This window comes from [Scytonema hofmanni] UTEX 2349, assembly GCF_000582685.1.
In the GTDB taxonomy this organism is placed as follows: domain Bacteria; phylum Cyanobacteriota; class Cyanobacteriia; order Cyanobacteriales; family Nostocaceae; genus Hassallia; species Hassallia hofmanni.
Genome location: NZ_KK073768.1, coordinates 2,877,731 through 2,901,733, shown reverse-complemented (window position 1 = coordinate 2,901,733; position 24,003 = coordinate 2,877,731). Strand labels below are relative to the sequence as shown.

The 24,003-nt window shown below is 39.2% G+C and carries 24 protein-coding genes and 1 pseudogene; 14 read left to right on the top strand and 11 right to left on the bottom strand.

Annotation, left to right across the window (positions count from 1 at the left end; translation table 11 throughout):
- The first annotated feature begins 57 nt into the window (after positions 1–57).
- The gene (locus TOL9009_RS0117975; protein ID WP_029634015.1) at positions 58–1,128 is read left to right on the top strand and encodes a P-loop NTPase family protein; all 1,071 of its coding nucleotides are present in this window, start codon (positions 58–60) and stop codon (positions 1,126–1,128) included.
- A gap of 538 nt (positions 1,129–1,666) precedes the next feature.
- On the opposite strand, the gene TOL9009_RS39615 is transcribed toward TOL9009_RS0117975, so the two are convergent.
- Entirely contained in the window at positions 1,667–3,088 is a 1,422-nt protein-coding gene (locus TOL9009_RS39615; protein ID WP_051502941.1) for a phospholipase D-like domain-containing protein, read from the bottom strand.
- Between the two features lie 98 nt (positions 3,089–3,186).
- On the opposite strand from TOL9009_RS39615, the gene TOL9009_RS0117965 reads away from it, so the two are divergent.
- Both TOL9009_RS0117965 and TOL9009_RS0117960 read left to right on the top strand, forming a co-directional pair.
- Entirely contained in the window at positions 3,187–4,365 is a 1,179-nt protein-coding gene (locus TOL9009_RS0117965) for a cysteine desulfurase family protein (protein ID WP_029634014.1), read from the top strand.
- 471 nt (positions 4,366–4,836) lie between these two features.
- Positions 4,837–5,064 (top strand): hypothetical protein, encoded by a 228-nt coding sequence (locus tag TOL9009_RS0117960; protein WP_029634013.1) that lies wholly within the window; start codon positions 4,837–4,839, stop codon positions 5,062–5,064.
- A 93-nt stretch (positions 5,065–5,157) separates the two neighbouring features.
- Here TOL9009_RS0117960 and TOL9009_RS0117955 read toward each other — a convergent pair whose 3' ends face one another.
- Positions 5,158–5,832: a DUF1294 domain-containing protein gene (locus tag TOL9009_RS0117955; RefSeq protein WP_029634012.1), complete on the bottom strand. Its 675-nt coding sequence runs from the start codon at positions 5,830–5,832 to the stop codon at positions 5,158–5,160.
- Positions 5,833–6,158: 326 nt separating this feature from the next.
- On the opposite strand from TOL9009_RS0117955, the gene TOL9009_RS0117950 reads away from it, so the two are divergent.
- Together TOL9009_RS0117950 and TOL9009_RS0117945 are read left to right on the top strand one after the other, a co-directional pair.
- The gene (locus tag TOL9009_RS0117950) at positions 6,159–6,890 is read left to right on the top strand and encodes a DUF1995 family protein (protein WP_029634011.1); all 732 of its coding nucleotides are present in this window, start codon (positions 6,159–6,161) and stop codon (positions 6,888–6,890) included.
- A gap of 22 nt (positions 6,891–6,912) precedes the next feature.
- Positions 6,913–7,104, top strand: a complete 192-nt coding sequence (locus TOL9009_RS0117945) for a hypothetical protein (RefSeq protein WP_029634010.1) — start codon at positions 6,913–6,915, stop codon at positions 7,102–7,104.
- Between the two features lie 629 nt (positions 7,105–7,733).
- On the opposite strand, the gene TOL9009_RS0117940 is transcribed toward TOL9009_RS0117945, so the two are convergent.
- Positions 7,734–9,185, bottom strand: coding sequence for a glycoside hydrolase 100 family protein (locus TOL9009_RS0117940; RefSeq protein WP_029634009.1), 1,452 nt, complete (start codon positions 9,183–9,185; stop codon positions 7,734–7,736).
- Positions 9,186–10,691: 1,506 nt separating this feature from the next.
- On the opposite strand from TOL9009_RS0117940, the gene TOL9009_RS0117935 reads away from it, so the two are divergent.
- The gene (locus TOL9009_RS0117935; RefSeq protein ID WP_029634008.1) at positions 10,692–11,777 is read left to right on the top strand and encodes a hypothetical protein; all 1,086 of its coding nucleotides are present in this window, start codon (positions 10,692–10,694) and stop codon (positions 11,775–11,777) included.
- Positions 11,778–11,847: 70 nt separating this feature from the next.
- On the opposite strand, the gene TOL9009_RS0117930 is transcribed toward TOL9009_RS0117935, so the two are convergent.
- The 3 genes from TOL9009_RS0117930 to bchI form a co-directional block, all read right to left on the bottom strand.
- Entirely contained in the window at positions 11,848–12,531 is a 684-nt protein-coding gene (locus tag TOL9009_RS0117930) for a Uma2 family endonuclease (RefSeq protein WP_029634007.1), read from the bottom strand.
- A 71-nt stretch (positions 12,532–12,602) separates the two neighbouring features.
- Entirely contained in the window at positions 12,603–12,899 is a 297-nt protein-coding gene (locus tag TOL9009_RS0117925) for a hypothetical protein (RefSeq protein ID WP_029634006.1), read from the bottom strand.
- 99 nt (positions 12,900–12,998) lie between these two features.
- Positions 12,999–14,120 carry a magnesium chelatase ATPase subunit I gene (gene bchI, locus TOL9009_RS0117920; protein WP_029634005.1) on the bottom strand — a complete coding sequence of 374 codons (1,122 nt, stop codon included), beginning with the start codon at positions 14,118–14,120 and terminating at the stop codon, positions 12,999–13,001.
- 214 nt (positions 14,121–14,334) lie between these two features.
- On the opposite strand from bchI, the gene TOL9009_RS0117915 reads away from it, so the two are divergent.
- Positions 14,335–15,012, top strand: coding sequence for a Uma2 family endonuclease (locus tag TOL9009_RS0117915; protein WP_029634004.1), 678 nt, complete (start codon positions 14,335–14,337; stop codon positions 15,010–15,012).
- Between the two features lie 185 nt (positions 15,013–15,197).
- Here TOL9009_RS0117915 and TOL9009_RS39610 read toward each other — a convergent pair.
- Positions 15,198–15,758, bottom strand: a pseudogene (locus tag TOL9009_RS39610) (Uma2 family endonuclease); the annotation flags it as partial.
- A 463-nt stretch (positions 15,759–16,221) separates the two neighbouring features.
- On the opposite strand from TOL9009_RS39610, the gene TOL9009_RS0117905 reads away from it, so the two are divergent.
- The 5 genes from TOL9009_RS0117905 to TOL9009_RS0117885 all read left to right on the top strand — a co-directional run bounded on the left by TOL9009_RS0117905 (position 16,222) and on the right by TOL9009_RS0117885 (position 20,281).
- On the top strand, positions 16,222–16,647 hold the full coding sequence (locus TOL9009_RS0117905; protein WP_029634003.1) for a hypothetical protein: 426 nt from the start codon (positions 16,222–16,224) through the stop codon (positions 16,645–16,647).
- Between the two features lie 480 nt (positions 16,648–17,127).
- On the top strand, positions 17,128–17,625 hold the full coding sequence (locus tag TOL9009_RS0117900) for a rhodanese-like domain-containing protein (RefSeq protein ID WP_029634002.1): 498 nt from the start codon (positions 17,128–17,130) through the stop codon (positions 17,623–17,625).
- Positions 17,626–17,705: 80 nt separating this feature from the next.
- A complete protein-coding gene (locus TOL9009_RS0117895; protein WP_029634001.1) occupies positions 17,706–18,236 on the top strand; it encodes a DUF3122 domain-containing protein in 531 nt (176 codons plus the stop codon).
- Between the two features lie 188 nt (positions 18,237–18,424).
- The gene (locus tag TOL9009_RS0117890) at positions 18,425–19,240 is read left to right on the top strand and encodes a CPBP family intramembrane glutamic endopeptidase (RefSeq protein WP_199341532.1); all 816 of its coding nucleotides are present in this window, start codon (positions 18,425–18,427) and stop codon (positions 19,238–19,240) included.
- A 171-nt stretch (positions 19,241–19,411) separates the two neighbouring features.
- Positions 19,412–20,281, top strand: a complete 870-nt coding sequence (locus TOL9009_RS0117885; protein WP_029633999.1) for a hypothetical protein — start codon at positions 19,412–19,414, stop codon at positions 20,279–20,281.
- Between the two features lie 43 nt (positions 20,282–20,324).
- Here TOL9009_RS0117885 and TOL9009_RS0117880 read toward each other — a convergent pair whose 3' ends face one another.
- The 4 genes from TOL9009_RS0117880 to TOL9009_RS45800 all read right to left on the bottom strand — a co-directional run bounded on the left by TOL9009_RS0117880 (position 20,325) and on the right by TOL9009_RS45800 (position 22,501).
- Complete coding sequence (locus tag TOL9009_RS0117880) at positions 20,325–21,086, bottom strand: tRNA(His) guanylyltransferase Thg1 family protein (RefSeq protein WP_029633998.1); 762 nt, start codon at positions 21,084–21,086, stop codon at positions 20,325–20,327.
- Positions 21,076–21,525 (bottom strand): ATP-binding protein, encoded by a 450-nt coding sequence (locus tag TOL9009_RS0117875; RefSeq protein WP_029633997.1) that lies wholly within the window; start codon positions 21,523–21,525, stop codon positions 21,076–21,078. The genes TOL9009_RS0117880 and TOL9009_RS0117875 overlap by 11 nt, the downstream gene beginning before the upstream one ends.
- 110 nt (positions 21,526–21,635) lie before the next feature.
- The gene (locus TOL9009_RS39605; RefSeq protein WP_038296414.1) at positions 21,636–22,064 is read right to left on the bottom strand and encodes a hypothetical protein; all 429 of its coding nucleotides are present in this window, start codon (positions 22,062–22,064) and stop codon (positions 21,636–21,638) included.
- A gap of 203 nt (positions 22,065–22,267) precedes the next feature.
- Positions 22,268–22,501: a hypothetical protein gene (locus tag TOL9009_RS45800; RefSeq protein ID WP_144238269.1), complete on the bottom strand. Its 234-nt coding sequence runs from the start codon at positions 22,499–22,501 to the stop codon at positions 22,268–22,270.
- A 535-nt stretch (positions 22,502–23,036) separates the two neighbouring features.
- Between TOL9009_RS45800 and TOL9009_RS0117860 the strand changes: the two genes are divergently transcribed.
- Both TOL9009_RS0117860 and TOL9009_RS0117855 read left to right on the top strand, forming a co-directional pair.
- Positions 23,037–23,450 carry a XisH family protein gene (locus tag TOL9009_RS0117860; protein ID WP_029633995.1) on the top strand — a complete coding sequence of 138 codons (414 nt, stop codon included), beginning with the start codon at positions 23,037–23,039 and terminating at the stop codon, positions 23,448–23,450.
- Complete coding sequence (locus tag TOL9009_RS0117855; protein WP_029633994.1) at positions 23,438–23,779, top strand: XisI protein; 342 nt, start codon at positions 23,438–23,440, stop codon at positions 23,777–23,779. The genes TOL9009_RS0117860 and TOL9009_RS0117855 overlap by 13 nt, the downstream gene beginning before the upstream one ends.
- The last annotated feature ends 224 nt before the right edge of the window (positions 23,780–24,003 follow it).

Here is a 24,003-nt window from a genome sequence, read left to right as displayed (position 1 = left end):
TTCAATGGTTTATGCTTGCACTAGCGATGAGGACTCGATAAAGGCGAAAAGCGTGTAATGTCTACTTCATTAGAATTGATTGGGCGATCGGCGGAATTTCAGCGGATAGTGGAAGTATTGGCTGAAGATGGTGACTTGCTGATTGTGGGTGTACCTGGAAGTGGACGACGTACCTTAGTGCGAAGTGCGGCGCAGGCAGTGAAAGCGATCGTTTTAGAGGTAGACTGTATACGCGCCACTGATGGTGAAAGATTTTTACAATTATTGGCTGAGACAATTAGTCAAAGCTTTGATGCAGCAGAAATTAACGCTTGGTTAGACAAGACAGCTAGAGAACTTTTTGCTTTTCATCTTGAAGAAACCGGCGGTAAACTTAAACTGCTACGTTCTCTCAACCAAAAACAGTTATGGCAAGCATTTGAAATATTAATTGAGTTACCCCAACAATTAGTTACAGGTTCAAATCAACGCGTAATCTTGATTTTACAAAGTTTCCCTCACATTCGTTCTTGGGATCGTAATAATTTATGGGAAGGGACGCTGCGACGAGAAATTAAGCGGCAAGATAGGGTGAGTTACATTTTAATTGCCACGATTGCGGAAACAAGTAACCAAACTGATTATCCTTTAGAAACGGTGCAATTAACTCCTTTAGCAAATGATGTTTTGGCGCTTTGGACAAGAGAAATTTTGCAAACAGAAGAATTGAGTTTTGATTTCCGTTCCAAAGCATTGCAACTATTTCTAAATGCCGTGCAAGGACACATTGGTGATGCAATGGCATTGATTCGCCGCTTGCAAATTTTGCGCTGTTCAGATAGTATGATTACTGAAGAAGATGTAGAGCAAGCAATTAGCGGATTGCTGAAAGATTTATCGATTACTTTTGAGTCTTTACTAATGTTACTTCCGGCAAATCAAGTGCATCTTTTAGAATGTTTGGCAATAGATCCGACTGATAAACCTCAACGTCGAGAATACATTCAAAAACATGGTCTTTCTCGTGGTGGAAGTTTACAAGGTGCTTTAATTGGACTTCAGCAGAAAGGCTTAATTTATGATGCTGAACATGGTTATAAATTAGCATTGCCATTACTAGCTTTGTGGTTGTCTCAGCGGTTAAGTTAATAGACATCTGCTAGAAAAGACGTAGAGACTACAAGGTACACCAACTACAGTATATCTTGCCTCTAATCACCGATGGCAATTATAAATAAAAGCGTGAAACCCTCTTTTTACCAGACCATTCCAAATGTTTGAGTTCATCTTTTTTAAACGCAAAGATACGCGCTCGGTTTACGCAAAGGTACGCGGAGGTTTTAACGAAGACTCTGCGAAACGAGTGCGCTTACCTTAGCGCTCCTTTGCGTTAAAACATTTTTTTTCTTCTGTTTTAACTTTCTCTAACTTTTTTGGTGGGAAGCCGATTTTGGCATTATTATAAAGACGTTCAAATTCTCGGATATAATGAGCCGCAACTACAGGATTTTCAATTACTAAAAGTGTTTCGTCAGTATATCTTGCCTCTAATCACCTATGGCAATTATAAATAAAAGCATGAAACCCTCTTTTTACCAGACCATTCCAAATGTTTGAGTTCATCTTTTGTAAACGCAAAGGTACGCTGAGGTTTTAACGAAGACTCTGCGAAACGAGTGCGCTTACCTTAGCGCTCCTTTGCGTTAAAACATTTTTTTTCTTCTGTTTTAACTTTCTCTAACTTTTTTGGTGGGAAGCCGATTTTGGCATTATTATAAAGACGTTCAAATTCTCGGATATAATGAGCCGCAACTACCGGATTTTCAATTACTAAAAGTGTTTCATCGTTACCATTATTTGCCGCTTCCGACCAATTGTGAGAACCTGTAATTACTCTTTGCCCATCTATCACACCGAATTTATGATGCAACAAATCACCTTTGGGCAATAAAGGTATACCAACTGTGGTAATGGGATTTTGCCAAGGATGGTTATTCAGTTCATATTTACATTTGTTACTCAAAGCAATCCCCATCATATCTAATGCTTCACTATATGAACGATAGGCAAATTGAGGTTCAATCAAAGCGCGAATTTGCACACTTTGCTGATGACGATTTTCTAAGATATTAACTAAAGTTTGCTCAGAAAAGACAAATAATGCCATATCGACAGAATTTTTCGCAGAATTTAAAGTTTTACCAATTAACCCGTTACTGCTTTGACTCCAAGGTTGAGTTGGAGAAGTTGGTGAAAAATGCACAGTAATTTTGCTTTCACCTAAGGTTATTTGTTCAGGTAAACGCATTGGTTTTTTCAAGCCAAATTTACTATTTGATTTTCCGGCTTGTCCATCGCCCCACATGATGTTAAACTCTTTGGTGAATAAAGCGGCTAATTCGGGACTATCTATATTCAATAAATTATTGGCGTTACCTAAACTGGTATTATTAGAATAATCTCCATGAATGTCACTCAAAGTAAAATTAGCTGAAGTAACAATCACAATGCGATTATCGACAATCACAAATTTATGATGCATCAAATCGCTACCTGCCGAGCCATCTGCTATATCATCAACTATAGGGACTTTCGCATTACGTAAAATCGCCAAAGCATCTCTTTGGTTGATTTCCTCTGAACTAAGTTGATTATCTTTGTTAATGTCTATAAATTGTCGAAATTCTTGATATCTTTCCTTTTCTCTCTTATTTAACTTACCAACTTCTGCCGCAGTGAAACTACTCCAAGAACGACTATAAGTGTTTTCTAAGATTAATCTCACCTTAACCCCAGCTTTTTGTCTATCAACCAACGCTTCTGCAACTTTCGGTAGACGCAATTCTTGTACTGCGACATCTACTGTTGATTTAGCTTGTAAAATTGCATCAACAATCTGTTTTTCTAAATCATCCCCAAAACGAGTTTGCTGTCGATAAGGTTCTTTATATTCTGAAGACTGGGAATGGTTAAAGTAAACTTGGACTAACAAATCTTGGGGTAGCGGTTGAAGACTTTTACTGCGAGACTGGACTGGTTGACAACCAGCGAGGGTAAGTATCAGTAAAAAGATAAAATAAAAATGTCTTTGGGGAGAAAAAATTTGCACCTTAGTCTGCTAATCGTTAGGTGAACAAATTTATAATTCCCAAATAATAAAGTTTTTCAACACAAAAGTTGCTAGCGTGTGTTCTCCCGCAATATAATATGCAAATTTACTTAGATTACAGTGCAACTACTCCCACTCGCTCGGAAGCGATCGCCGCAATGCAAGCAATCCTCACTCAACAGTGGGGCAATCCTTCCAGCTTACACGAGTGGGGACAGCGAGCCGCAACAGTTGTCGAAATTGCGAGAATGCAGGTTGCGGGATTAATTAACGCTGCCGATCCGCAATCGATTATCTTTACTTCTGGGGGCACCGAAGCTGATAATCTGGCAATTATGGGTATCGCCCGTTTGTACGCGGTTCCCCAACATATGATAATATCTAGTGTGGAACATTCTGCGATTTCTGAACCTGCGCGATTATTGGAAATGTGGGGTTGGGAAATAACCCGTTTGCCGGTGGATGGGAAAGGTAGAGTAAATCCTGTAGATTTAGAAGCAGCGTTGCAACCTAACACCGTACTGATTTCCGTGATTTACGGTCAAAGTGAAGTTGGGACAGTCCAACCAATTGCCGAATTAGGAAATATTGCGCGATCGCACAACGTCATATTCCACACAGATGCAGTCCAAGTAGCCGGGCGATTGCCAATAAATGTACAATCGTTGCCTGTAGATTTACTTAGTCTGTCTAGCCATAAAATCTATGGATGCCAAGGTGCCGGTGCGCTGTATGTGCGTCAGGGAGTGGATTTAGCGCCTTTGTTGAGTGGTGGAGGGCAAGAAATGCGACTACGTTCAGGTACGCAAGCAGTGCCAAATATTGCCAGCTTTGGTATAGCAGCAGAATTAGCAGCACAAGAAATAGTAACCGAAATACCGCGTTTAATTAAATTACGCGATCGCCTATTTTCTCAATTAACTGATATTCCTGGTTTAATCCCTACAGGTGATATGATTTCCCGCTTACCTCACCATATTAGTTTCTGTCTGCAACAAGCTGATGGGGAAAAAATTACTGGTAAAACTTTAGTCCGGCAGATGAATTTAGCTGGTATTGGTATTAGTGCAGGAGCCGCTTGTCACAGTGGTAAACTTAGTCCAAGTCCGATATTGTTAGCAATGGGTTATTCCGAAAAAGCTGCCTTGGGGGGAATTCGTATAACATTAGGACGCGATACCACTGAAGCCGATGTAGATTGGGTAGCGATGGTGTTCAAGCAAGTTTTGGAAAGGTTGATACCGGATTTATCTTTAGGTGACATACTCCTACACTGACTGAGTACAGAGAGCGTGTAGGCTTCTCAGAGACTCCAGCTATTGCTTCGGACGAAAACTCTCGCTTTTTTTAGACTGCACGAGATGCCCCGACCCACTGTTGAACAAGTACCAAAAAGTATGTTCTACCTTTGTACCGCTAGAATTTTACCCATTCACGGAGACGACACAAAAATGTCTATTATTGAATGGAACCCCATATTCTAGATTGTCCAGGTTCAGTGTACGACCAGCATTTTCGGCTTTGTCTGTACTTATTTATAATACCATTGATTGTGGTATTTGTCTTAAGAAATATAATGAATATGGGTTATGGCTCGACATAGTAATTAATTGTTTTGGCGTAGTCAAAAAACATTAATTACTATCTCTCTCCACTCCCGCGCATTCATCTCAGACTCCTAAAAGTGAGTGTGAGGCTTCTGCTGTTTTAGCTAAAATTTAGATACAGCATTTGTTGGAGTGTTTTCTATGTCCCTGCAAGAGCTTAAAGAGCAAGCCCGTCAACTGCCAGCAAGCGATCGCCTTGAACTCGTTCGTGCGATCATTGAATCCTTGCAAGATGTTCCAACCCAACCACCTGAGCGATCGCGCATCATCAAGCAGATGAAAGGTTTATTGAAGACCGACCAACCATCACCGACCGATGAACAGGTGAAGTCCATACTAGAAGAACGTCGGTTGGAGAAGTATCTTTAGTGAGAGTTCTGATTGATACAAATATTATTTAGAACAATAAATATAATAACTCTTACTTATGTAAAGCTATGGAGAAATAATAAGCGTTCTCTGCTACGCTCTAAAAACAATCCCAAAAAATAAACTTAACAGTTTTTTCCCAAAGAAAAGCCAATTCAACCAAAATATGATGTGAATAGCTACTATTACCCAAAATACAATTTGGTATGAAACCTTGCGACTTTTGTGACGTAATCTTCGTTGGGCGATGAATGCCCCCAACCATCCACCCATAAATTCACACAAATGTAATGTCCTTTCTGATACTCTCCAACGCCCCTGCTTTGCACGAGATTTATCATCCGCGTACAGTGTAAATGTAAGAAAACTCATTACAGGATAGAGAATCAGAGGAATTGGGTTGAAAGTCGTCAGTGCAAAATTCATTGCTCCTAAACCTGGTAATAAAGATAAGAGTAATACCTCCAATATTAAAGAAGATTTTGCTTTAGGCTTGAGTGTTTCTTTCTCTATTGCTTTATATGAGATTATTGGCATAGGTTTCGATACAACTCCCTCAATGGAAGCGTTGCAAGCATGAATTCTTCCGTCTTTATCAACCGTTAGCTGATAGCAAATCACATCATCAACTTGTGGACGATGATTTGTTTCTTTGAGTGCGGTGATATGCAGAAAAACGTCTTGACTGCCATCACTAGAACGGATGAAGCCAAAACCCTTATCATCCTTCCATGTTGTTAATTTACCTTTATGCCAAACAGGTTTCATCAAAGTCCTTGATATCAATACTTAATTCTTATAATTCCCATATAAAGATAAAATGATTCATATTAAAATTTAGAGCGTTGCTGAATTGAAATGTAAAGACGTAGCAGTGCTACGTCTCTACAAGGATTTTGGTATTACGTAAAATCCTGCGTCATACATTAAATCAGCAACGCCAAAAAATGATAATGGTTTTTTGAGCCTTTCTGCATCGCTGCCTCAAAAATAGCAACAAAACGCAGAAATATAGAACAGAAAATCTAAAATAGTAATCTCGGCGCAAATACGCCTTACAGTTTAATAGAATCTCAAATCTAAAATCGTTTAAAATGGCTGAACTTCCTAATACCTTAGAAGATGCGATCGCTCAAGCACAAGTAGCTACCCAAGCAGCGCTAACGGATGGTTATACTCGTCTCCAAGTTGAGTTAGTCTTCCCAGAACTCAAACATATGTCAGTCGCAGAGCAATTTCTACCAGCTTTTCAAGCATATGATTCTCGTCTCAAAGTTTTCTTTACCGATGCCGGTGCTGCGGCTCTTGCCCGTCGTGACTGGGCAGGTGTACCATTTAAAATTGAAGATATTGGCAGCGGTAGGATTGCTTCTCTAGAATCAAAAATTCAGCCAGAAGACGAAATTTTCTTATTTGTCGCTCCCACTTCTGTAGAAGTGCCACAGTTGGAAAAACTATGTGAATATATAGGCGATCGCCCTTTTGTCATTTTAAATCCTCGCTTAGATGAAGCAGGTGCCGTGGGTATCGGTTATGCAGCACGAAAAACACGCGATCGCTTCATTAGTACTCTTGAATCATGTTACTATCTGCGTCCTGTAGATGATGAAACAGGTGTATTTCGCTGCTACCCTCGACAGTGGGAAGTCTGGGTGCAAAAAAGCGGTAATTACGAAAAGATAGCCGATTTACCCAAAAAACCAGCCGGTGACGAATTGGATCTAATTCTAGCAAAAGGTTCACAAACCTCATCTGATGGTACACCGGCGAAAAAGCCTGGTGTATTCAAGAGTTTGCAACGTTTCCTAAAAGCGTTGAGTAGTTAAATTTTATTAACAGGAATATGTAATGGAACGCTCAAAAATAGTGGCAATTATTACAGGTGCAATTTCGATAATTTTAGCGATCGCCTATCTAATTCTTGTCCAGTTGCTAGACTTTCGAGGTGAGATGAAACCTGCCCCCATCAGCCAACTTAACCAATCAGCAGTCATTGCTTATCATCATCCAGTTTCTGACAAGGAGATAAGACTAGTATAAAATATATCTTAAATAATCTATTTTTTAGATACCCGACTTCGAGCGATAAGTCGGTTATCTTGTTTTTGAGGATCTGTGCTGATAGCGATCGCTTGCGCTCTTCATTGGTTTGGGCAGCTACGCTTACGAAAAATGCTCGTCATGCTGATGCCTGTAAATAGCATAGCAATCAGTCCTAAACCAACAAGAAAAACTTCAGAAGGCAGAAGGCAGAAGGCAACCCACCCTTACTCATAGTGGGATTGAAACAAGGACGTTTTATACCGTCCGTGCAAGCCATCTTGAGTATAATTATTTGTTTAAACTGGGCTTTAAACCCACAAAGTAAGTTTTAATTGATACTCCTAACATAAGTGCCTTCTGCCCTCGAACTTCTGCCTTTCTTGTAAATAGGTTTGCCAATACTACCGAAATAGCTACCTTGATGAATTGTCATTAATAATTCAATGTTAAAATTGGCGATTTTGGTAGCAGATAGATATGAATCGACGTGAATTTTTCGGCTGGGTTTGGACGCGATCGCAACTTCTTTAGTCGTGATTTGAACCTTGATTCTCTAATCTAAAAATCAATTCTTTGAGAATAAAGGCTGCTTAGGCAGCCCATCAACTGGACTTTTAACTACTTATTTAAGCGTGAGAAGTGTAAGTATCAATACTATTGATTTCAAACTCACACGCTCTAGAGACTACTTCTGCGGGTAATTCATCAAAACTGACTAATGGTAAATAAGAAGGGTTTGCTATTAGTTCTTTCGCCAATAAAAATCCAGCAATTGTCCAGGTTTGAAATTTCCTGGCTTGCTTACCCATTAATCGCCCTTTTTTACCATCATAATATTCGGGCCATTCATCATCACTCAAACGTGCTTCGGCAATTTCAATCGCCATTTGTGCCAGATCTATTCTGTTAGTTTTTACCGCTGCTGCCGTGAACATCCACGTTAAAACGGGCCAGCTGCCACCATTATGATAAGACCAGGGAATATTTTTGGGGTCACATCCAGTTACAATTCTGTATTCTTCATTTTCCAAAGCGGGGAAACAGATTTTCATCGGCATATCTCCCACTAAATCGTCCCATCGTTTCTCAATGAGATTCATAATCGCTTGCGATTGGTCAACACTTGCAAGATCGGAAATGATTGCCATCAAGTTACCCAGTGCAAAGAAGCGAGTATCTAGTTGCGATGGTCCAACATTACCTGCTAGATAACCACCTTTTTTTGGTAACCATTTGTCTAATTCATAATAGGGAATAGAATCTGCATATACATTGAAAAGATTAACGGCAGTCTTGCCATATTCTTCACCCTTAAAGCGATAAATTGCATTTAGGCGATTGATATCTATCCAATAATGCTGACGAATATGAGCGCATAATAGAGGTAAGCGGTTATCAATTGCTTCAACAATATCTTGATTGCCTTTACAAATTAGTAACTCGCGAGCCGCACGCAATGCAGTATAAAATAGAGTTTGAATTTCTAAAGGATGACCGTAGATACCGAGACGACGATCAATCATACAAGCCCCATCTGGAACTAATAGCGTTGGATACATATCAAAGCGAGTCGCCAAGCAAAGTTCCATAATTAACCTGATACCTTTTTGGAATTCAGGTTGATAAGCTAGAGAAAAATCTTTGGTAGAAATGACATAAGCACGCAATAAAATCATCCACCACAGACAAGAATCAACAGGTGTGACTCTAGCGATCGCGTGTTCGCCGAAATCAGCTTCTAAAGATTCTTCACCATTATTTAATACTACTTTAAAGCTAGCTGGAATCAAACCCCTACCTGGCTTATAAGCATCTAATTCTCTTTCTTTAGGCTGTAACTTTAAGGTTTCTTCGAGAAAATTACGCACAATCTCCGCTCTGCCTTTCATCAGAAAAAGTAAGGCAGAAGAAACAAAATCTCGAACAAAACACTGGTCATAATTCAGGGCTTCTACTGATACATCAAAGGCAGCTACAGTGCCTACCGGACGCCCTTGATAATAAAGAATTGATTTCTCTAGTGCTGCCCATGCTTCTTCGTCTACACTTTTAATTGTTACTAATTTGTTTAGTTGCATCGCTCTTTATATCTCCCTTGACATTGTGTAGTTATATTGTGTCTTGCGGTAGATGCACCCGAATTCTTATTTTTGCTATTCTGATCATAACAAAGACAATTTTTTGAGCAGCAATATAATTACATAATTTACCTAGTAAGTAGGATATAATCGCTGCTCAATACACAGTTTATTTGAAATTGTGATGGTTTTTGGTAAATTATGTTTATAGGAAATTAAACCTATTTTCTCTTCAATTCAGTAATAACATAATTGTTGATAAAATTGCAGTCAAATATACTTTGAAATAATTACTTTTTCTGTTGAAATAAATCTTTGAAAAAGCAAGCCATACTTAATGCACCGTATCGGGTTTACATGAAACTAAACCGGAAGCAGTCTATTTACTGAAATAAAATTGTTCCCCTATTAATTAATAATTTATAACTAATTTTCGTTATATGCAATATAATTTGCAAATTTTCGTCATCATTCTTTCATAAAAGCAAAATATTTTAACATACATATCTTTTCCTTTGTCAGCGTTCTTATCCAGTTAAAAAGTCAGAGTGTCGCTAGAGAAAGGCATACAGCCTTTACATAATTAACCACAAACAAGTAAAAGATAAATGGAGACAAAATAAAGTTATTTTTGAAACAAAAATAAAATTTGTACCCATTGAACTTAAGTAATATTATCGATGCAGCAAAAAAATTAAGTACTTTTTTTCTAGTTAGAGAAACTTTGATGGCAATATACCAGTCCGATCGCAAGAGAGTGAAAAGTTAGATTCCCGACTTCTTAAATAAATCGGGAATCTGAAGACCGTGAATTTTCAGTTGGGATTTAAGATTGCTATAGCATTCGATACAGAATAAGAAAGCAAATTACTCCGTTATTCACAGGCTAATTTGCAAAGACTATATAATTTCCGTAACTCATGAGAGGATTTGTTGCTTGTTTCGACAATAAAACAGCATTTGTTTGTTACCCTCTCCACGGAAACTACAATACCAACTATCGCATTAATACAGACACGCTTAAAAGCGCCTACAGTATGCTTGTTGGATAGTTCTTTTTTTATCCTGTTAAGATTTAAAACTTAACAGCTATTTTGTAACTATTGTTACGGATGCATAATTAAATATAGTATATCCATTTACTGGAGACAACGGGTACAGATCGGCAAGAATTTATAAAATCTTCCAGATATTCTTAAAGTTAGTGTAAAGTACAACTTCAGATCAGGTTGCGTCCAGAAGCTAAAGCTAAGGTTAATACACTACCAACAATTTGCGATCGCCCAAGTCTGCTGCTTGGTATGAGTAGATTTGCTTATGATATTTTTGTAAAAGCGATCGCTCAAACATCGCAATATTTATATTGACTGACAAGTAATTTAACTTAGGAATGTGGATTAAATTTTCCAGGAATTATACTTGATATTATACAGGGCATAATTATATGAATAATCTACAATCACTTAATTTATCAAGTTTACCAATCATATTACCCAGGTAAAATTTATGTTAAAAACCTCTCAATCTGTAAAAAGTCCTACGGTTGACCGTTTACTCAATCTTTGGGCACAGCGGTACACAGTTGATTTATCCTCTTTATCTTTAGAAAACGGAGTATCCCCTGATTCGTTGCTCAAAGCTTCATCCCCAGAGGGTCGAGCTTTAACTGCTACTAAGTTAAAGGATAATGTATTAGATATCAACTGCAACATGGCGTGGATACAAACGAAAACCCTTTACTCTTATATTCCTAACATTTTAGATTTGAACGAGGCAAGGCGAATAACTCAATTTGCCTTTAGGGTGTATAGAAAATTACTAGAAGTTTATCAAAAACAGTCCATAAATAACGTCTCCGTTTCGGGTGAAAGTAACGGTAATTCCCTTCTTATATGGGGTATACCAGCAGTTGAGGAACTAGGATACGCATTAGAACCAATATTAATGGTGTTTCAAGAACAACACATTATATCTAAGGATTGGCGTGCCCTTGGTTTTTTGACAACGCAGTTGAATTTTAGCAATAGTTTAATTCTGAAAAAACTTACACCATCTGAAAAAGTATTGCTTGCTTCTTACTTAAATTTTGTAGAAGAGCAAGTTGCTATGCCGTGGCAGCGAGTCTGCAATCAAAGTGCTAAATATGAATTGAATTCGCCTGAATTTATTATTGTAGAGCAAATATTGCCAGATGCTAGGGATATTGCTCAGAATGTTTATAATCAACTTGTAGAATTATTGCCCAATCATCGTAGTCGTCGGGGAACATTAAGTCATTCTGGTGTAACACACTCTTGCCTTCGTGACTTAAATATGTTTCAGGCTTATTTATGGCTGTGTTTTTTAGAGAAGAGTATGGCACCATTTGAAGAAGAATTACTTCCTTTGTGTCAGATGGTTGTGGAGGGAGTGGAAATTCAATGGGAAATCACAGAAAAATGGTGTCAAGTATTAGGGGATGAAATTATTAGCCGTGTGAATCCCGAACAAAAGGCTTTGTTGCTGCCTTATACTGAGCGAATGCAGGAGATATTTTTGAAAGAGCGATCGCGCTTGGGTTTTGAAGAGGAATCTTTTGAGAGAAATGTTTGATTTGTGGAAATCACCAAGGTGCATTGGTCGTTCTTTGTAGTGTGTCCGTTAGGACAAATGATACCATTCGCTAAATAGATAATTTTTCCACAAAACTTTTATGTTCTGGTGTCGATAATCCCTGCTGCAAAACAGCTAATACTTTCCCTAAGTCTCCCGATAATAATGCTGATTTTGCTAACCGCAACCCCGGAAACATTTGAGAGCAAACTATATCATCTGTGTTCGGTTCAATTTGGATATACTCGCCTTCTTGTAACCTAAACCAATCAAATTGATGGTCATAAACTCGCCAGACTAAATATTCTTGCACTTGATTACGACGATAAACTTTTAATTTTTCATGCAAATCATAGGAAGCACTAGAAGCAGCAATTTCTACTATTAATTCTGGCGCACCTTGGACATAATCATCTTTGCTAATCGTTGATTGTCCACCTTGTTCTATTCTTAATAAAGCATCTGGTTGGGGTTGATTATCGGCATCTATTAAAACTGTGCTATTATCTGCAAAACCTACGCCTGGTGTCGCTGCTTTGTAAACTCCCAGCCAAGCCATAATGTAAGCATGGGGTTCTCCATGACTTTTGATTCTTAATGGTGATGCCAAGTAAACAACTCCTTCAATCAATTCTGCTTTTTTTAGATTAGGCATAGCATGGTAGCGTCGTTCAAATTCATGACGAGTGAGCTTATCGCCACTTTCTAAAGGCGGAATTGTCAACAGTTGATAAGTTCTGTCAGTGGATATCATAATTTTCTTAGCGGATGACGACGAATTATTGACATGTTAATAATTATCAACTATCCACTATCCACTATCAACTAAAGCGTTTTAATGATGTCGGCAAAGCCGTATATGCTGATGATCAGCAACAGTAGTGCTGTAATTTGGGTGATTCGCGTCTGAGGTGAGGGAGCGATCGCTTCTCGCACTAAGATGGAAATAGACGCTCCAACTACTAAACTCAAACCCAGTATCAAAAAAGGTCTATCGGGTATAAAAGTCGCAATTGTGAGCATAGCGATCGCCAACATCAACATCAATAGCTCTACAAACCGAGGTGGGTTGTATTGGCTAGATATCACAATAGTCTGAAACCAAAAATGCCAAAATCTCATCACTGGGGATTGGGGACTGGGGACTGGGGATTGGGAAGATGAGGAAGATGAGGAAGAATGACTCTTGTAGAGACGCGAAATTTCGCGTCTCTACAACTCCTAATTTCTAACTCCTGATTTTTGACCTGTACCGTTTGCTTGTGTAGTATCTTCAGCTACCTCTACACCAAAAACGCGACAAAAGGTTTTTTCGACTTTATAGCCAGAATCAATGGATTCTAAAGGGTCTTTCCGCAGTCGGTGACGCAGACATAAAGTAATTACGCGACGAATATCATCAATTGTTACTTCGGTGCGTCCTTCAAATGCTGCGATCGCTTTCGCCGCACGATTGGTTACAATGTCACCACGCAAGCCATCTACATCAAGTTGCGAACAAACTTCCGAAATCTTTACCCGCAAGTCATAATCAATTTTCACCGAAGATAAAAGCTTCTGAGCATTGACAATTTTCTCTTGTAGTGCTTTTTGAGTAGTTTGGTTTTTATCAACAAATTCCAATGGATTTTGGTCAAATTCCGCTCTTTGCTCCACGATTTCCACTCGCAAAGCTGGTTCTTTCACCGTGCGAATTTCAGCGTGCATTCCAAAACGGTCAAGCAATTGAGGACGTAATTCACCTTCTTCCGGGTTTCCCGAACCTACTAGCACAAAACGCGCCGGATGTCTAATAGAAATACCTTCACGTTCTACAGTGTTCCATCCGCTAGCGGCAGAATCTAGTAGCACGTCTACCAAGTGGTCATCAAGTAAGTTTACTTCATCCACATAAAGGATACCCCGGTTAGCTTTTGCTAAAAGTCCCGGTTCAAAAGCTTTTACACCTTCAGATAAAGCCTTTTCAATATCGATAGTACCGCAAACCCGGTCTTCTGTAGCTCCTAGTGGCAAGTCTACCATGATGACTTTTTTCTGAACTACAGGAATTTCGGCTCCTTGTTCTATTAGAGCGCGAACTTCATCGCTCATTATATCAGGGTCGCTGGGGTCACTGTTGAAGGGGTCATTGGCAACCACGGGAATTTCTGGCAACAAATCAGCCAGCGCTCGAATGGTTGTGGATTTGCCGGTGCCGCGATCGCCCATAATCATTACACCACCAATTTTCGGGTCAATCACATTTAACAGCAGCGACAGTTTCATCTCTTCCTGACCGACAATTGCCGTAAACGGAAACACTACCCGACGTGTATTAGCTGTGGTTTGAGCAGTAGGACTCACGCTTATTACCTTATCAATATTTTTCTTATTACAGTTTTTTATTGTGCCACAGTTGCGGAGTATGGTGAAAGGTAAATTGACACTCCCCGCGATAAATCGACGGGGATTCTTGGTTCAATACTATAAAACAAGACTTTGAGATTGCTTCCTTACGTCGCAATGACGCAAATACGTAGTCCGTGTCTAAGTCCTGATTCAGATAGTCTTCAACATCATGTTAAAGTACGATCCATTAGCTTGCTTTCCCTCTTCTGACGAACTGCCCGACTCGGACGATACTCCTGTGGATAATCAACTGCAACATTTAATGCCAAATTTGCTAGAAGCTATATTAGCTATGGCTTGGGCAGATCGGATGAATTGGTTTTTTGGTGTTGATATGGGAGTATATTATGACCCTAATCTACCGCCAATAGTACCAGATGGATTTTTGAGTTTGGGAGTTGAGCGGTTTTTTGATGAAAATCTCCGTCTGAGTTATGCAATTTGGGAAGAAGAGCAAGTTCCCATATTTGTGTTGGAAGTAGTTTCTCAAAGTTATCGTGGGGAGTACACAACCAAGAAAGACGAGTATGCAAAGCTAGGAGTTTTGTATTATGTAGTGTACAATCCCAATTGCCGCCGCAAGCCACGTTTTGAAGTTTACAAGTTAGTAAATGGCGAGTATCAATTACAAGATAGCAATCCTGTATGGCTACCAGAGGTTAATTTGGGAATTGGCACGGAAACGGGAACTTATCAAAGTATTACACGGGAGTGGTTATATTGGTATGACGAGCAGGGAAGAAGATTGTTAACACCAGAAGAGCAAGCAAAACAAGCTCAACAACGTGCCGATATATTAGCAGAAAGGTTGAGAGCGCTTGGTGTAGATCCTGATTCAATTGCTTGATAAATTTGCTTATATTTTTATATTAGACACAAGAAGTAAAAATGAATGTAGAGACGTAGCACTGCTACGTCTAATCAAGGGTTTCGGGCAAGCCCTAATTAATTAATGGAGATGTCTATTATAAAAACTGTGGCTGCATAGAGCAAACTTCAGGTGATGTTGGAGAGGAGCGATCGCATCGTAATTTAGCTTCGGTTTTTGCGAATCCACACTCTCAAGTCTCGCTTTGCCTGGGTTTCTCGTTGCTGTGTGCAATTACTCAAAAACTCATAAAGCTGCTCTTTGGGAACACCAGGAAATGTTGGACTCGAAATAACTTCTTGATATTGACCATTGTGAAGCTCATAAATCTTCAATATTTTACCATTGTAGCGCCAGAATTCAGGCACCCCTAACTCTGCGTAAAGAACATTTTTGTTGATATCGGTGTGGGTGATGTCAACTTCTACGACTAAATCGGGTGGTGGATCGACGTTGAGATCGACGATTTTACCTCGCACCAGCAGTTCATTGGCAATGTAGTATCCCTGATCAGGTTCAGCCCCCGCTTTTAATCCAGGTCGATCAAGGGTGGTCGATTCCATGCTTTTAATGTTGAGATTTAACTCTTCGGTTAAAATCTCGATAAATTGCCCAATTAACCCACTCGAATTTTCGTGTGCTTCTAATGGAGTCATAATCTCCAGAATGCCGTTGTAGTAGGTCAGATGAGCGGAGCGATTTTCACCTAAGGTTTTACGGATTGTTTGATAAGCGTCCCAATCGACATGAAGAGATACACGCTTTTCTGGGAGCGATCGCTATATAAAATTCGAGAGAAAAGTTCAAAAAATCGAGAGCATTTGCTCAATACTGCTAAAGAATTAAGTTTACAGGTATTCATCAAAAAAAAATCGTTAAAATCTGCCCTAATAGCAGTTTATAATTGCGACAAAATACTGCAATATTATTGCCTAAATCTAGCCGTGAAAGTCTTGCTAAGAGTAGGAAAGAAAAATTGTTTGTAAGAGCAATTATGTTTTAATAAGGGTTTAAATTGTGTATAAGTTGTATAAGTTATACTAAAACATTCAAAAGGTAGAGGTTATATTGGGCAAAGTTTGTAATTATTAAGTATGCGGCGAAAAAACTCAAGTTGAGATTCAATCTCAACTTGATGATAATAATAGAGCCACATTTCCGAAATTCAACATACTAGAGAAATCCTAAATGAGTACTACAATTGACAACTTCACTAAAAATCTTCATGACAATTTAGAAGCGGTTGAAGATCGGGTAAAATCGTTGAAGGAAAGTATTCAATCTGCGCCGAAAAAAACTCAAATTGAGATTGAATCTCAACTTGATGAAGCGAAATCAAAGCTAGACGCTAAGAAACAACAATTCGATGAATACCGGGCAAAGCTGAAAACTCAATTCGAGGAAAAAGAATCTGAGGTAAAGTCCCATGTTGAGGAATGGAAAACGAGTCGCAAAGTAAAAAAACTCGAACATCGGGCAGATAGAGCTGAAAACCATGCAGCTACGGCAACCTACTTAGCGATCGCAACCATTGAAGAGGCTGAAAGAGCAACCTTAGAAGCGATCGCCGCCAGACTAGATGCCGAAACCGCTGCGGTAACTACAAAGAACTAAGACAAAGGACAAGCCACCTTTAATCAATGGCGATCGCACATTCAGCGGACTGAGTTTCTTTCTAGTGCCTTAAATTTAATTGAAGCAATGCTCTCAGGGGAGCATCCCAGTTTTTCAAATACCCACAGGCTGCAAGCCTGGGGCTACACAAACGTTCGCGCAGCGTCCCGAAGGGAAGCCTGCCGACCCAGACTAAGAAAGAATTTCAGCCTGGGTCGGCAGGCTTTGTTCGTATAGCGATACCCTTCTAGGGTATTGGTTAAAAAAGTGGGATGCTCCCTGCTCTCAGTGACGCAACATCACGAGCATCTTCAAAGTAGAAGACTTGATTTTGACTGAACTTTAGTCAGGTCAAAAATATAGCGATTCCCACATTCATGAGGTACAGAAAGAAAGAAAGAATTAACCGCAGATGAAGATAGATAAACGCCGATGAACGCAGATAAAATCAAAATCAAGAAAACCTATCTGAGAAAATCTATGATATTCAAAAAATTCTTCTCAACAATTTTACTTGGACTCGCATTATCAATCGGATTCTTTTTTGGTGTTGGGCAACCCTCGATGGCTGCGGCATCTTCCCCTACATTTATGGTTGGGATTAAGGTTGCACCGAGTTTGCAATTGGGAGTCGATCGCTTTCTCACTTCGATTCCATTAGGCTATTACACCATCGCCAGTGTCGAAAAGTTGAAAAGCCAGTTAGAGAATTCTCAAACCATGTTGGTGGATGTGCGAGAACCCTCTGAATATCAATCTGGACATATACCTAACGCAATTAACATTCCGCTCCGAACACTAGCGCAGAATCTGGATCAAATTCCGCACGATCGCCCTGTGGTGTTGTATTGCTCCTCCGGTTATCGTTCGGCAATGGGAGTGATGACATTACACTTGTTGGGCTATGAGAATGTGCAGGGTTTTCCACCTAGCTTTGCAGCTTGGCAAGTCGCAGGAGAAGCGATCGCTTCCAGATAATGCACCAAAACAATTTGGGATTTTATCCCAAATTTTACTCTGGAATTTCAATAAATTTTAACTTTATTAGGACTTTTGCCATGAACTCTATCTATTTTAACGGGTCTAAAATTCGCCCGATGCGCTGGCTGCTGGCTGCTTGGATCTGCGTTTTACTAGTTGTTTGCAGTCCCCTACCCGCTTTTGCTGCTGTGACGCAAATTGAAGAATATCCAGGGCAAATGCTGTATCAATCCCGGCAAAAGCTGCGAGATCAGACCGGAAATTCCTGGCAAGCGATCGCCTTCAAGCGTATTCATCCTGAAGGTAGCGCTATTGTCTCTCTGCGGCTAGTGGGCTTTCCTGGTACGGTGGAATTCGATCACACTCAACCACTGACCCTGAAAACATCTATGGGGCAAACACTGACTGCTACGGATATTTCTAGCAACATTTCTTCGGATACACTAACCCAAGCGAATGTCGCAGAATATAACATTAAGTCTATCTTACCGCAGTTGAAGTCTGAAATCCCCATTCAGCTAACTTTACCAATGGTAACTGGCTCACCGATCAAGTTACAAATCCCATTTACGGCAATTCAAGAGTGGCAAGCAGTTTCTGCTTTCTGAAAGCGGTTGAATTGGAAATTAAATTCGTCAAAAACACTCAAGGAAAAGTTACGGGATTAGTTTCGCGGGAACGGGAACGTGATACGCCTGCTCAAAAAATCAAGTGAAACAATCTGTCATTATTATCCTTTATTTATTGATATATTCGTGACAAGATATTGCAAAAAAAAAACAGTAATTGATAAAAGATGAAAATTATAAATCAAAAAGAGCGATCGCTAAAGCAAGTTGGATTTTTTCTGCTTTATACTTTTTCTATAACATGGTCGTGCTGGTTGATTATTATCATCGGCAACAGATATTTTAATACTCTTTGGTATGGTGAGCCTTTATTTTGGATACCGATGTTAATTGGCGGGGTGAGTCCAGCCATTAGTTCGTATATTATTTATCAACAGTTCAAGGAAGATTTTGTTGAAGAATCTTTTGTGAAGTTTGTCTTTGGTAAAAAAATAGATAAAAAAGTGTGGCTGATATTTGGATTGTTTTTAATTTGGCGTTTATTTATGGTTTGGATTGCTTTTGGAATCAAGAATCCTATATCCATTCTCTATATCTTAATTAGTTTACCAGGACTTATAATTGGAGGTGGATTAGAGGAATTAGGATGGCGTGGGATTTTGCAACCTAAATTAGAAAAGGTAATTAATTATTTACCTTCTGTCCTGATTGTGGCAATTATATGGAGTATATGGCATTTGCCATTATGGTTTATAAAAGGGACACTTCAAACTTCATTCCCATTTGGATTATATTTATTTTCAGTAATAATTATAAGTTCCAGCTTTACAACTCTGTATAAATACACAAATAACTTATTTTTCTGTGTAATAAGTCATGCCTGGTTTAATGGATGTATTGTTTATTCAGCTTTATATGTGGGTAATAATGGAGCCATGCAGCTAAATTTGAATTGGAAAGTAATTGTTGTTTTTTCCATCGAGCTAATAGTATCCGTCATTTTAGGAATAGCATATAGTCGGAAGAAATCCCTTCTGTATTAAGCAATGCTTTCCAAATACGAAAAAGAACTTCATTTAACAACAATTATGGATAACACCAAACCAAAAAAACACTCACCATCAAAATTATTTCTACTGGTTTTTGCTCTTAGTATATTTTTTCAATGTCATGAGAGATAGTCGATGTTTTTATCGTTTACGAGGATGAAATCTATGAAATGGCAACAATTAATTTTAGTTTTTATAACCAGCATTTGCTTAATATTTGCAGGCAATGCTCTGGCACAGACTGATATCAATATCAATAATACCAACCTCATTCGCTTCGGTGGAAGTGTAACCGTACCAGAGAATCAAGTTGTCGAAAATGCCCTAGCTTTTGGGGGGAGTGTTACCGTATCACCTAATGCCAGAGTTTTGGACACTGCGATCGCTTTTGGCGGGGATGTCATACTGAAAAAAGGAGCGCGGGTAGAAGCTGATGCTTACTCTTTTGGCGGCAAAATCGTCCAAGAAGAAGGTGCGATCGTTGGTGGTGAACGTGCTACATTCAGCGATCGACATGGCATGATGTATGGTTCCAATCGAGTCAGAATTAACTTCTTCGCTCAGTATTTCTTCAATGCCATTTTTAGAATTAGTGCCGCTGTAGTAGCAGCGATTCTCGGACTGATTATTTTGCACACCAATCCACAGTTTCTGTCTTCTTTGGCGACAAAATTGGGTCAACACCCTATTTTGACTGGTCTATGGGGAATTGGGGCGATCGTCTCTTTTGTCTTTGCCACCGTGTTTCTGGCGATTACACTCATTGGTATTCCTTTGATTCCACTCCTAAGTCTAACTGCGATCGTCACTTCTCTAGTAGGGTCATTAGGTGTGGCACTTTTTGTGGGTCAATGCCTGCTCAGTAATGGCAATTGGTCTTTACAACAGCAGTTCTTGGTGGGTTTGGCGATCGTGACAGTTTTGACACTAATTCCATTTTTCGGAGGGTTAGTAGTTTTCCTAGTCAATCTGTTGGGCTTGGGTGTTATCTTGCTGTGGCGATTTGGTGGAGAAAAACCTCAAATAGCTACTTAAATCAGCTATCTAAACTGCAAATTAAACAAAGTTAAGGCTTTAATTATGGATTATTGACTAATTCAGCAATAAATTTACTGTATTCATCTTTCATGAGTAAATCTATATTTCGTCTAATGCTTCGCCTTAATGTATGAACAGTTTCACCTGTTATGGGATTAAATCCTTCCTTTTGATATTTTTGCCAATAAAGTCCTACACCTCGCTTTTGCCAGTTAGGTAGTTGATTAAAATTAATTCCATGTTGGAATAACAGTTCGTTTTTATCAGCAACAGATAATCCTTTCATCATCGTGGTTGCTTCAGTTGCGTTTTTCCCATCACGACGCAAGCACCAATAACAATGAGCATTTAAAGCATTCCTGTGAGCATCTTCATGTCGCCACCGAAAATAATTCACCACTTCTTCTATATTAGGAAGCTGGGAAATGCGACAGTCAAAGCAAGCAACATCACCTAACAACAAAGAAAATTTAGCGCTTGCTTCCCCCGCTAAAACTGAGTTAAGTTTTCTGAGTTTGCGGTTAAAAGTAGTCTCGTGTTCAGCAAAAAGAAGGGAAATTTCATCACTTTGAGTATAAGCATACTTAATATCTATGCCACAATTCATTAGATGCTCTATCGTTGTCAGCATCATCTCTCGAAAGTGGACATCATAGGGAGATTCAAATTGATGTACTTCTTTTGTCAGGCGAGTAAAACTGCGTCCATCTAACCTAGCAACTATGTGAAGTCCCGGCAGAACACAATAATCGTGGGATGTTTCAAATACCCGCATTCTACTATCTAGTTCATCAAATTTCATTCTGCGATTCCTCAACAATAAATGAATAATCTAACTCACTTTTAACTGTATAAATAACATCAAATCCTTCTTGAAAATGCGGTTTAATTAATTTTTTATATGTGCCTAATAGTCCCACAAGCGGCACAACTTGTTTAGATATTCTTTGACTATTTCTTCGCTTGCACTCTTCTAAGTCTGCTTGAAAATAATAAGCGACCAATTGAAATTTTTTGGCTTTGGCTGGGATGATGTAACGCTTTCTTTCTTCAAGAGTAGGGTTAGTGTTATCTACAACAAAAGCTTGTTTACCTTCTAAACAAGCTTGTAAGATAATTTGCTCTCGATGACGAGTTTTAAGCATATCCATGTTAATGCGGATGTGCGTATTAAAAAAGCGCTCACGATAAAAAGTAGACTTACCTACACCTTGAATACCAACAAAAATAATGGCTTCCATTTTTCATAGTTAGTAATTAGTAATTAGTTCATACTACCTATTTAGTACTTGTTTATAGCGATCGCTCGGCTAGAAAAGAGCCGGACGATCGCACTGATCAACTAATTTCTTTAATTTACCAACGCCTTTGTACTCCCGCCATTTGTCGTCCCGTTCTCTGTATTCGGTATCATCACTGCTGCGATCGCCGCCGGTGCAGTGTTCCCCACAGGTCGTTTACTACTCTTGCGTGGTCTACCCCCTGCCTGAATATACTGCAAACTGTTCTTGCCATAGCGCGTTGCCACACTCATCAACATTTTTTCCGAGTAGCTTGTCAAATCCTGCTCTAGCAATTTAATCTGCCCCACCGCTTCATCAACTGTGGAAAGCATTGTGTTGTAACTCGATAGCTTTGTTTGCAAGGTTTGAATCCGCCTTTCATACTCCGCTAAACTCAAGCTATCGCTAAACTCAAGCGTTTCGCTAATCGATCGCATCCCCGATATCCGTAGCGTTGCCTTATCCAATGCGATAGAACTGCGTTTCAGTCGTGCCATGAATGCCTCTCCTACAAAAACTCGTGTGAAAATTAATACAGACTTATGGTTCCACTTTAGCCATTTGCCGTTCTTCTTTCCCTGAGGGAAAACCACCAAAATTGATGTGAAGTTTACGGTGAAATCTCATATTTATTGCCTAATTTCACTTAAAATATCTCTAATTGAAAGTATAAATAAATTTTTTCTTCTTCTTAAGCCCTTCAATATCGTGTTGAAGTACCCAAAAATCGTTTTGAAGTACCTAAAAATCGTTTTGAAGTACCTAAAAATCGTTTTGAAGTACCTAAAAATCGTTTTGAAGTACCTAAAAATCGTTTTGAAGTACCTAAAAATCGTTTTGAAGTACCTAAAAATCGTTTTGAAGTACCTAAAAATCGTTTTGAAGTACCTAAAAATCGTTTTGAAGTACCTAAAAATCGTTTTGAAGTACCCAAACATCGTTTTGAAGTACCCAAACATCGTTTTGAAGTACTTGCGTTGCTTTTATGAAAAGTGAAACTAAATTCACGCTTTGCACTTATTCCCCTAACACCCCACCCCCAGCCCCTCCCCGCAGGCGGGGAGGGGAGACTTTGACTTCCGTCACTCGTGGGGGTGGGGTTCTTTTTTTGATTTATGCAAGAAGTCTATTGATGAATAGCGATCGCAAGTTCAATTTTCATCAATAGGACTTACGCAAAATGACCAAAAAACGTTCGCCCTTGGCGTTGCCGGAGGCTACCGCAGAGGACGCAGAGAAAACAGAGGAATAGAGTTTGAGAGAGTTTTTGCGTAAGTCCTGATCAAATCAAAGACGGGTATCATTTCAAGCTATGCGATGGTCGCTTTGCGAACCGGCGAAGCCATCGCGCCATTCGCAACTAATTTTACAGCATACAGAAGGTTTTGAGTCCGTCAAATTTTAGCTAAAATGTTCTAGTGCCGTGATTCAAAGCGCGATCGCTCAAGTTCCTCAACGCAACCCATAATATGGCAAAAGATTTGTATCACGAGCAAGTTAAACGCGCTCTTAAAAAAGACGGATGGCAAATAACTCACGATCCATACGAATTGCGTATAGGTGGAGTTGAAATGTATATAGACATTGGCGCGGAACAGCTTATTGGTGCCCAAAGGGGAAATGATAAAATTGCGGTTGAGGTGAAAAGTTTTATTAGTCCCTCAAGGATTTCTGATTTTCATTTAGCGCATGGACAGTTTTTAGATTATCGCTATGCTTTAGAAGATAAAGATCCAGAGCGAATTTTATATTTAGCAGTACCTCGTTTTGTTTATGAAACCTTTTTTAACTTAGCTTTTATTAATAGTGTGGTACAACGCAGTCAAATTAAACTTTTAGTTTATGACTTAGAAAAGGAGACGATTGAGCAATGGATAAAGTAGCTCTCTACAGGCAATATATTCAACAACTAATCCAAGCAAAAGCCGATCGCTCGATGAAATCTGCAAAGGATGTTGAGGCTCAACCTATTTTTGATACGGAGCGAGATCACTATCAATTAGTGTATGTGGGTTGGAAGCAAAATGATATTAGAGATTATGGATGTTTGCTACATTTAGATATTAAAAATGGCAAGATTTGGATTCAATATGATGGTACGGAAGATGGTATCGCCTATGAGTTATTAAAATTGGGTGTACCACATGAAGATATAGTTTTGGGTTTTCAACCTGCTAGAGTGCGCTCTGATACTGAGTTTGCTGTAGGTTAGGTTTAAATATTCATTGATGAATAGCGATCGCAAGTTCAATTTTCATCAAATCAAAGGCGGGTCAATACGGTTCGGATAAGATTTTTTGATGAAAATTATAGATCACAAAGACGCAAGGGAATCGCCGTCTTTACAATAATAAGCCCTTTGTAGAGACGGCGATTCCCTTGCGTCTCCTGCCATAACCGAACCGTATTGAAAGGCGGGTATCATTTCAACCTATG

Excerpts from the sequence above, each read along its gene's own strand:
- TOL9009_RS0117975 (WP_029634015.1), top strand. The coding sequence starts at position 58 with ATGTCTACTTCATTAGAATTGATTGGGCGATCGGCGGAATTTCAGCGG.
- TOL9009_RS0117965 (WP_029634014.1), top strand. The coding sequence starts at position 3,187 with ATGCAAATTTACTTAGATTACAGTGCAACTACTCCCACTCGCTCGGAA.
- TOL9009_RS0117960 (WP_029634013.1), top strand. The coding sequence starts at position 4,837 with ATGTCCCTGCAAGAGCTTAAAGAGCAAGCCCGTCAACTGCCAGCAAGC.
- TOL9009_RS0117955 (WP_029634012.1), bottom strand. The coding sequence starts at position 5,832 with ATGAAACCTGTTTGGCATAAAGGTAAATTAACAACATGGAAGGATGAT.
- TOL9009_RS0117950 (WP_029634011.1), top strand. The coding sequence starts at position 6,159 with ATGGCTGAACTTCCTAATACCTTAGAAGATGCGATCGCTCAAGCACAA.
- TOL9009_RS0117945 (WP_029634010.1), top strand. The coding sequence starts at position 6,913 with ATGGAACGCTCAAAAATAGTGGCAATTATTACAGGTGCAATTTCGATA.
- TOL9009_RS0117940 (WP_029634009.1), bottom strand. The coding sequence starts at position 9,185 with ATGCAACTAAACAAATTAGTAACAATTAAAAGTGTAGACGAAGAAGCA.
- TOL9009_RS0117935 (WP_029634008.1), top strand. The coding sequence starts at position 10,692 with ATGTTAAAAACCTCTCAATCTGTAAAAAGTCCTACGGTTGACCGTTTA.
- TOL9009_RS0117930 (WP_029634007.1), bottom strand. The coding sequence starts at position 12,531 with ATGATATCCACTGACAGAACTTATCAACTGTTGACAATTCCGCCTTTA.
- TOL9009_RS0117925 (WP_029634006.1), bottom strand. The coding sequence starts at position 12,899 with ATGAGATTTTGGCATTTTTGGTTTCAGACTATTGTGATATCTAGCCAA.
- TOL9009_RS0117915 (WP_029634004.1), top strand. The coding sequence starts at position 14,335 with ATGTTAAAGTACGATCCATTAGCTTGCTTTCCCTCTTCTGACGAACTG.
- TOL9009_RS0117905 (WP_029634003.1), top strand. The coding sequence starts at position 16,222 with ATGAGTACTACAATTGACAACTTCACTAAAAATCTTCATGACAATTTA.
- TOL9009_RS0117900 (WP_029634002.1), top strand. The coding sequence starts at position 17,128 with ATGATATTCAAAAAATTCTTCTCAACAATTTTACTTGGACTCGCATTA.
- TOL9009_RS0117895 (WP_029634001.1), top strand. The coding sequence starts at position 17,706 with ATGAACTCTATCTATTTTAACGGGTCTAAAATTCGCCCGATGCGCTGG.
- TOL9009_RS0117890 (WP_199341532.1), top strand. The coding sequence starts at position 18,425 with ATGAAAATTATAAATCAAAAAGAGCGATCGCTAAAGCAAGTTGGATTT.
- TOL9009_RS0117885 (WP_029633999.1), top strand. The coding sequence starts at position 19,412 with ATGAAATGGCAACAATTAATTTTAGTTTTTATAACCAGCATTTGCTTA.
- TOL9009_RS0117880 (WP_029633998.1), bottom strand. The coding sequence starts at position 21,086 with ATGAAATTTGATGAACTAGATAGTAGAATGCGGGTATTTGAAACATCC.
- TOL9009_RS0117875 (WP_029633997.1), bottom strand. The coding sequence starts at position 21,525 with ATGGAAGCCATTATTTTTGTTGGTATTCAAGGTGTAGGTAAGTCTACT.
- TOL9009_RS39605 (WP_038296414.1), bottom strand. The coding sequence starts at position 22,064 with ATGGCACGACTGAAACGCAGTTCTATCGCATTGGATAAGGCAACGCTA.
- TOL9009_RS0117860 (WP_029633995.1), top strand. The coding sequence starts at position 23,037 with ATGGCAAAAGATTTGTATCACGAGCAAGTTAAACGCGCTCTTAAAAAA.
- TOL9009_RS0117855 (WP_029633994.1), top strand. The coding sequence starts at position 23,438 with ATGGATAAAGTAGCTCTCTACAGGCAATATATTCAACAACTAATCCAA.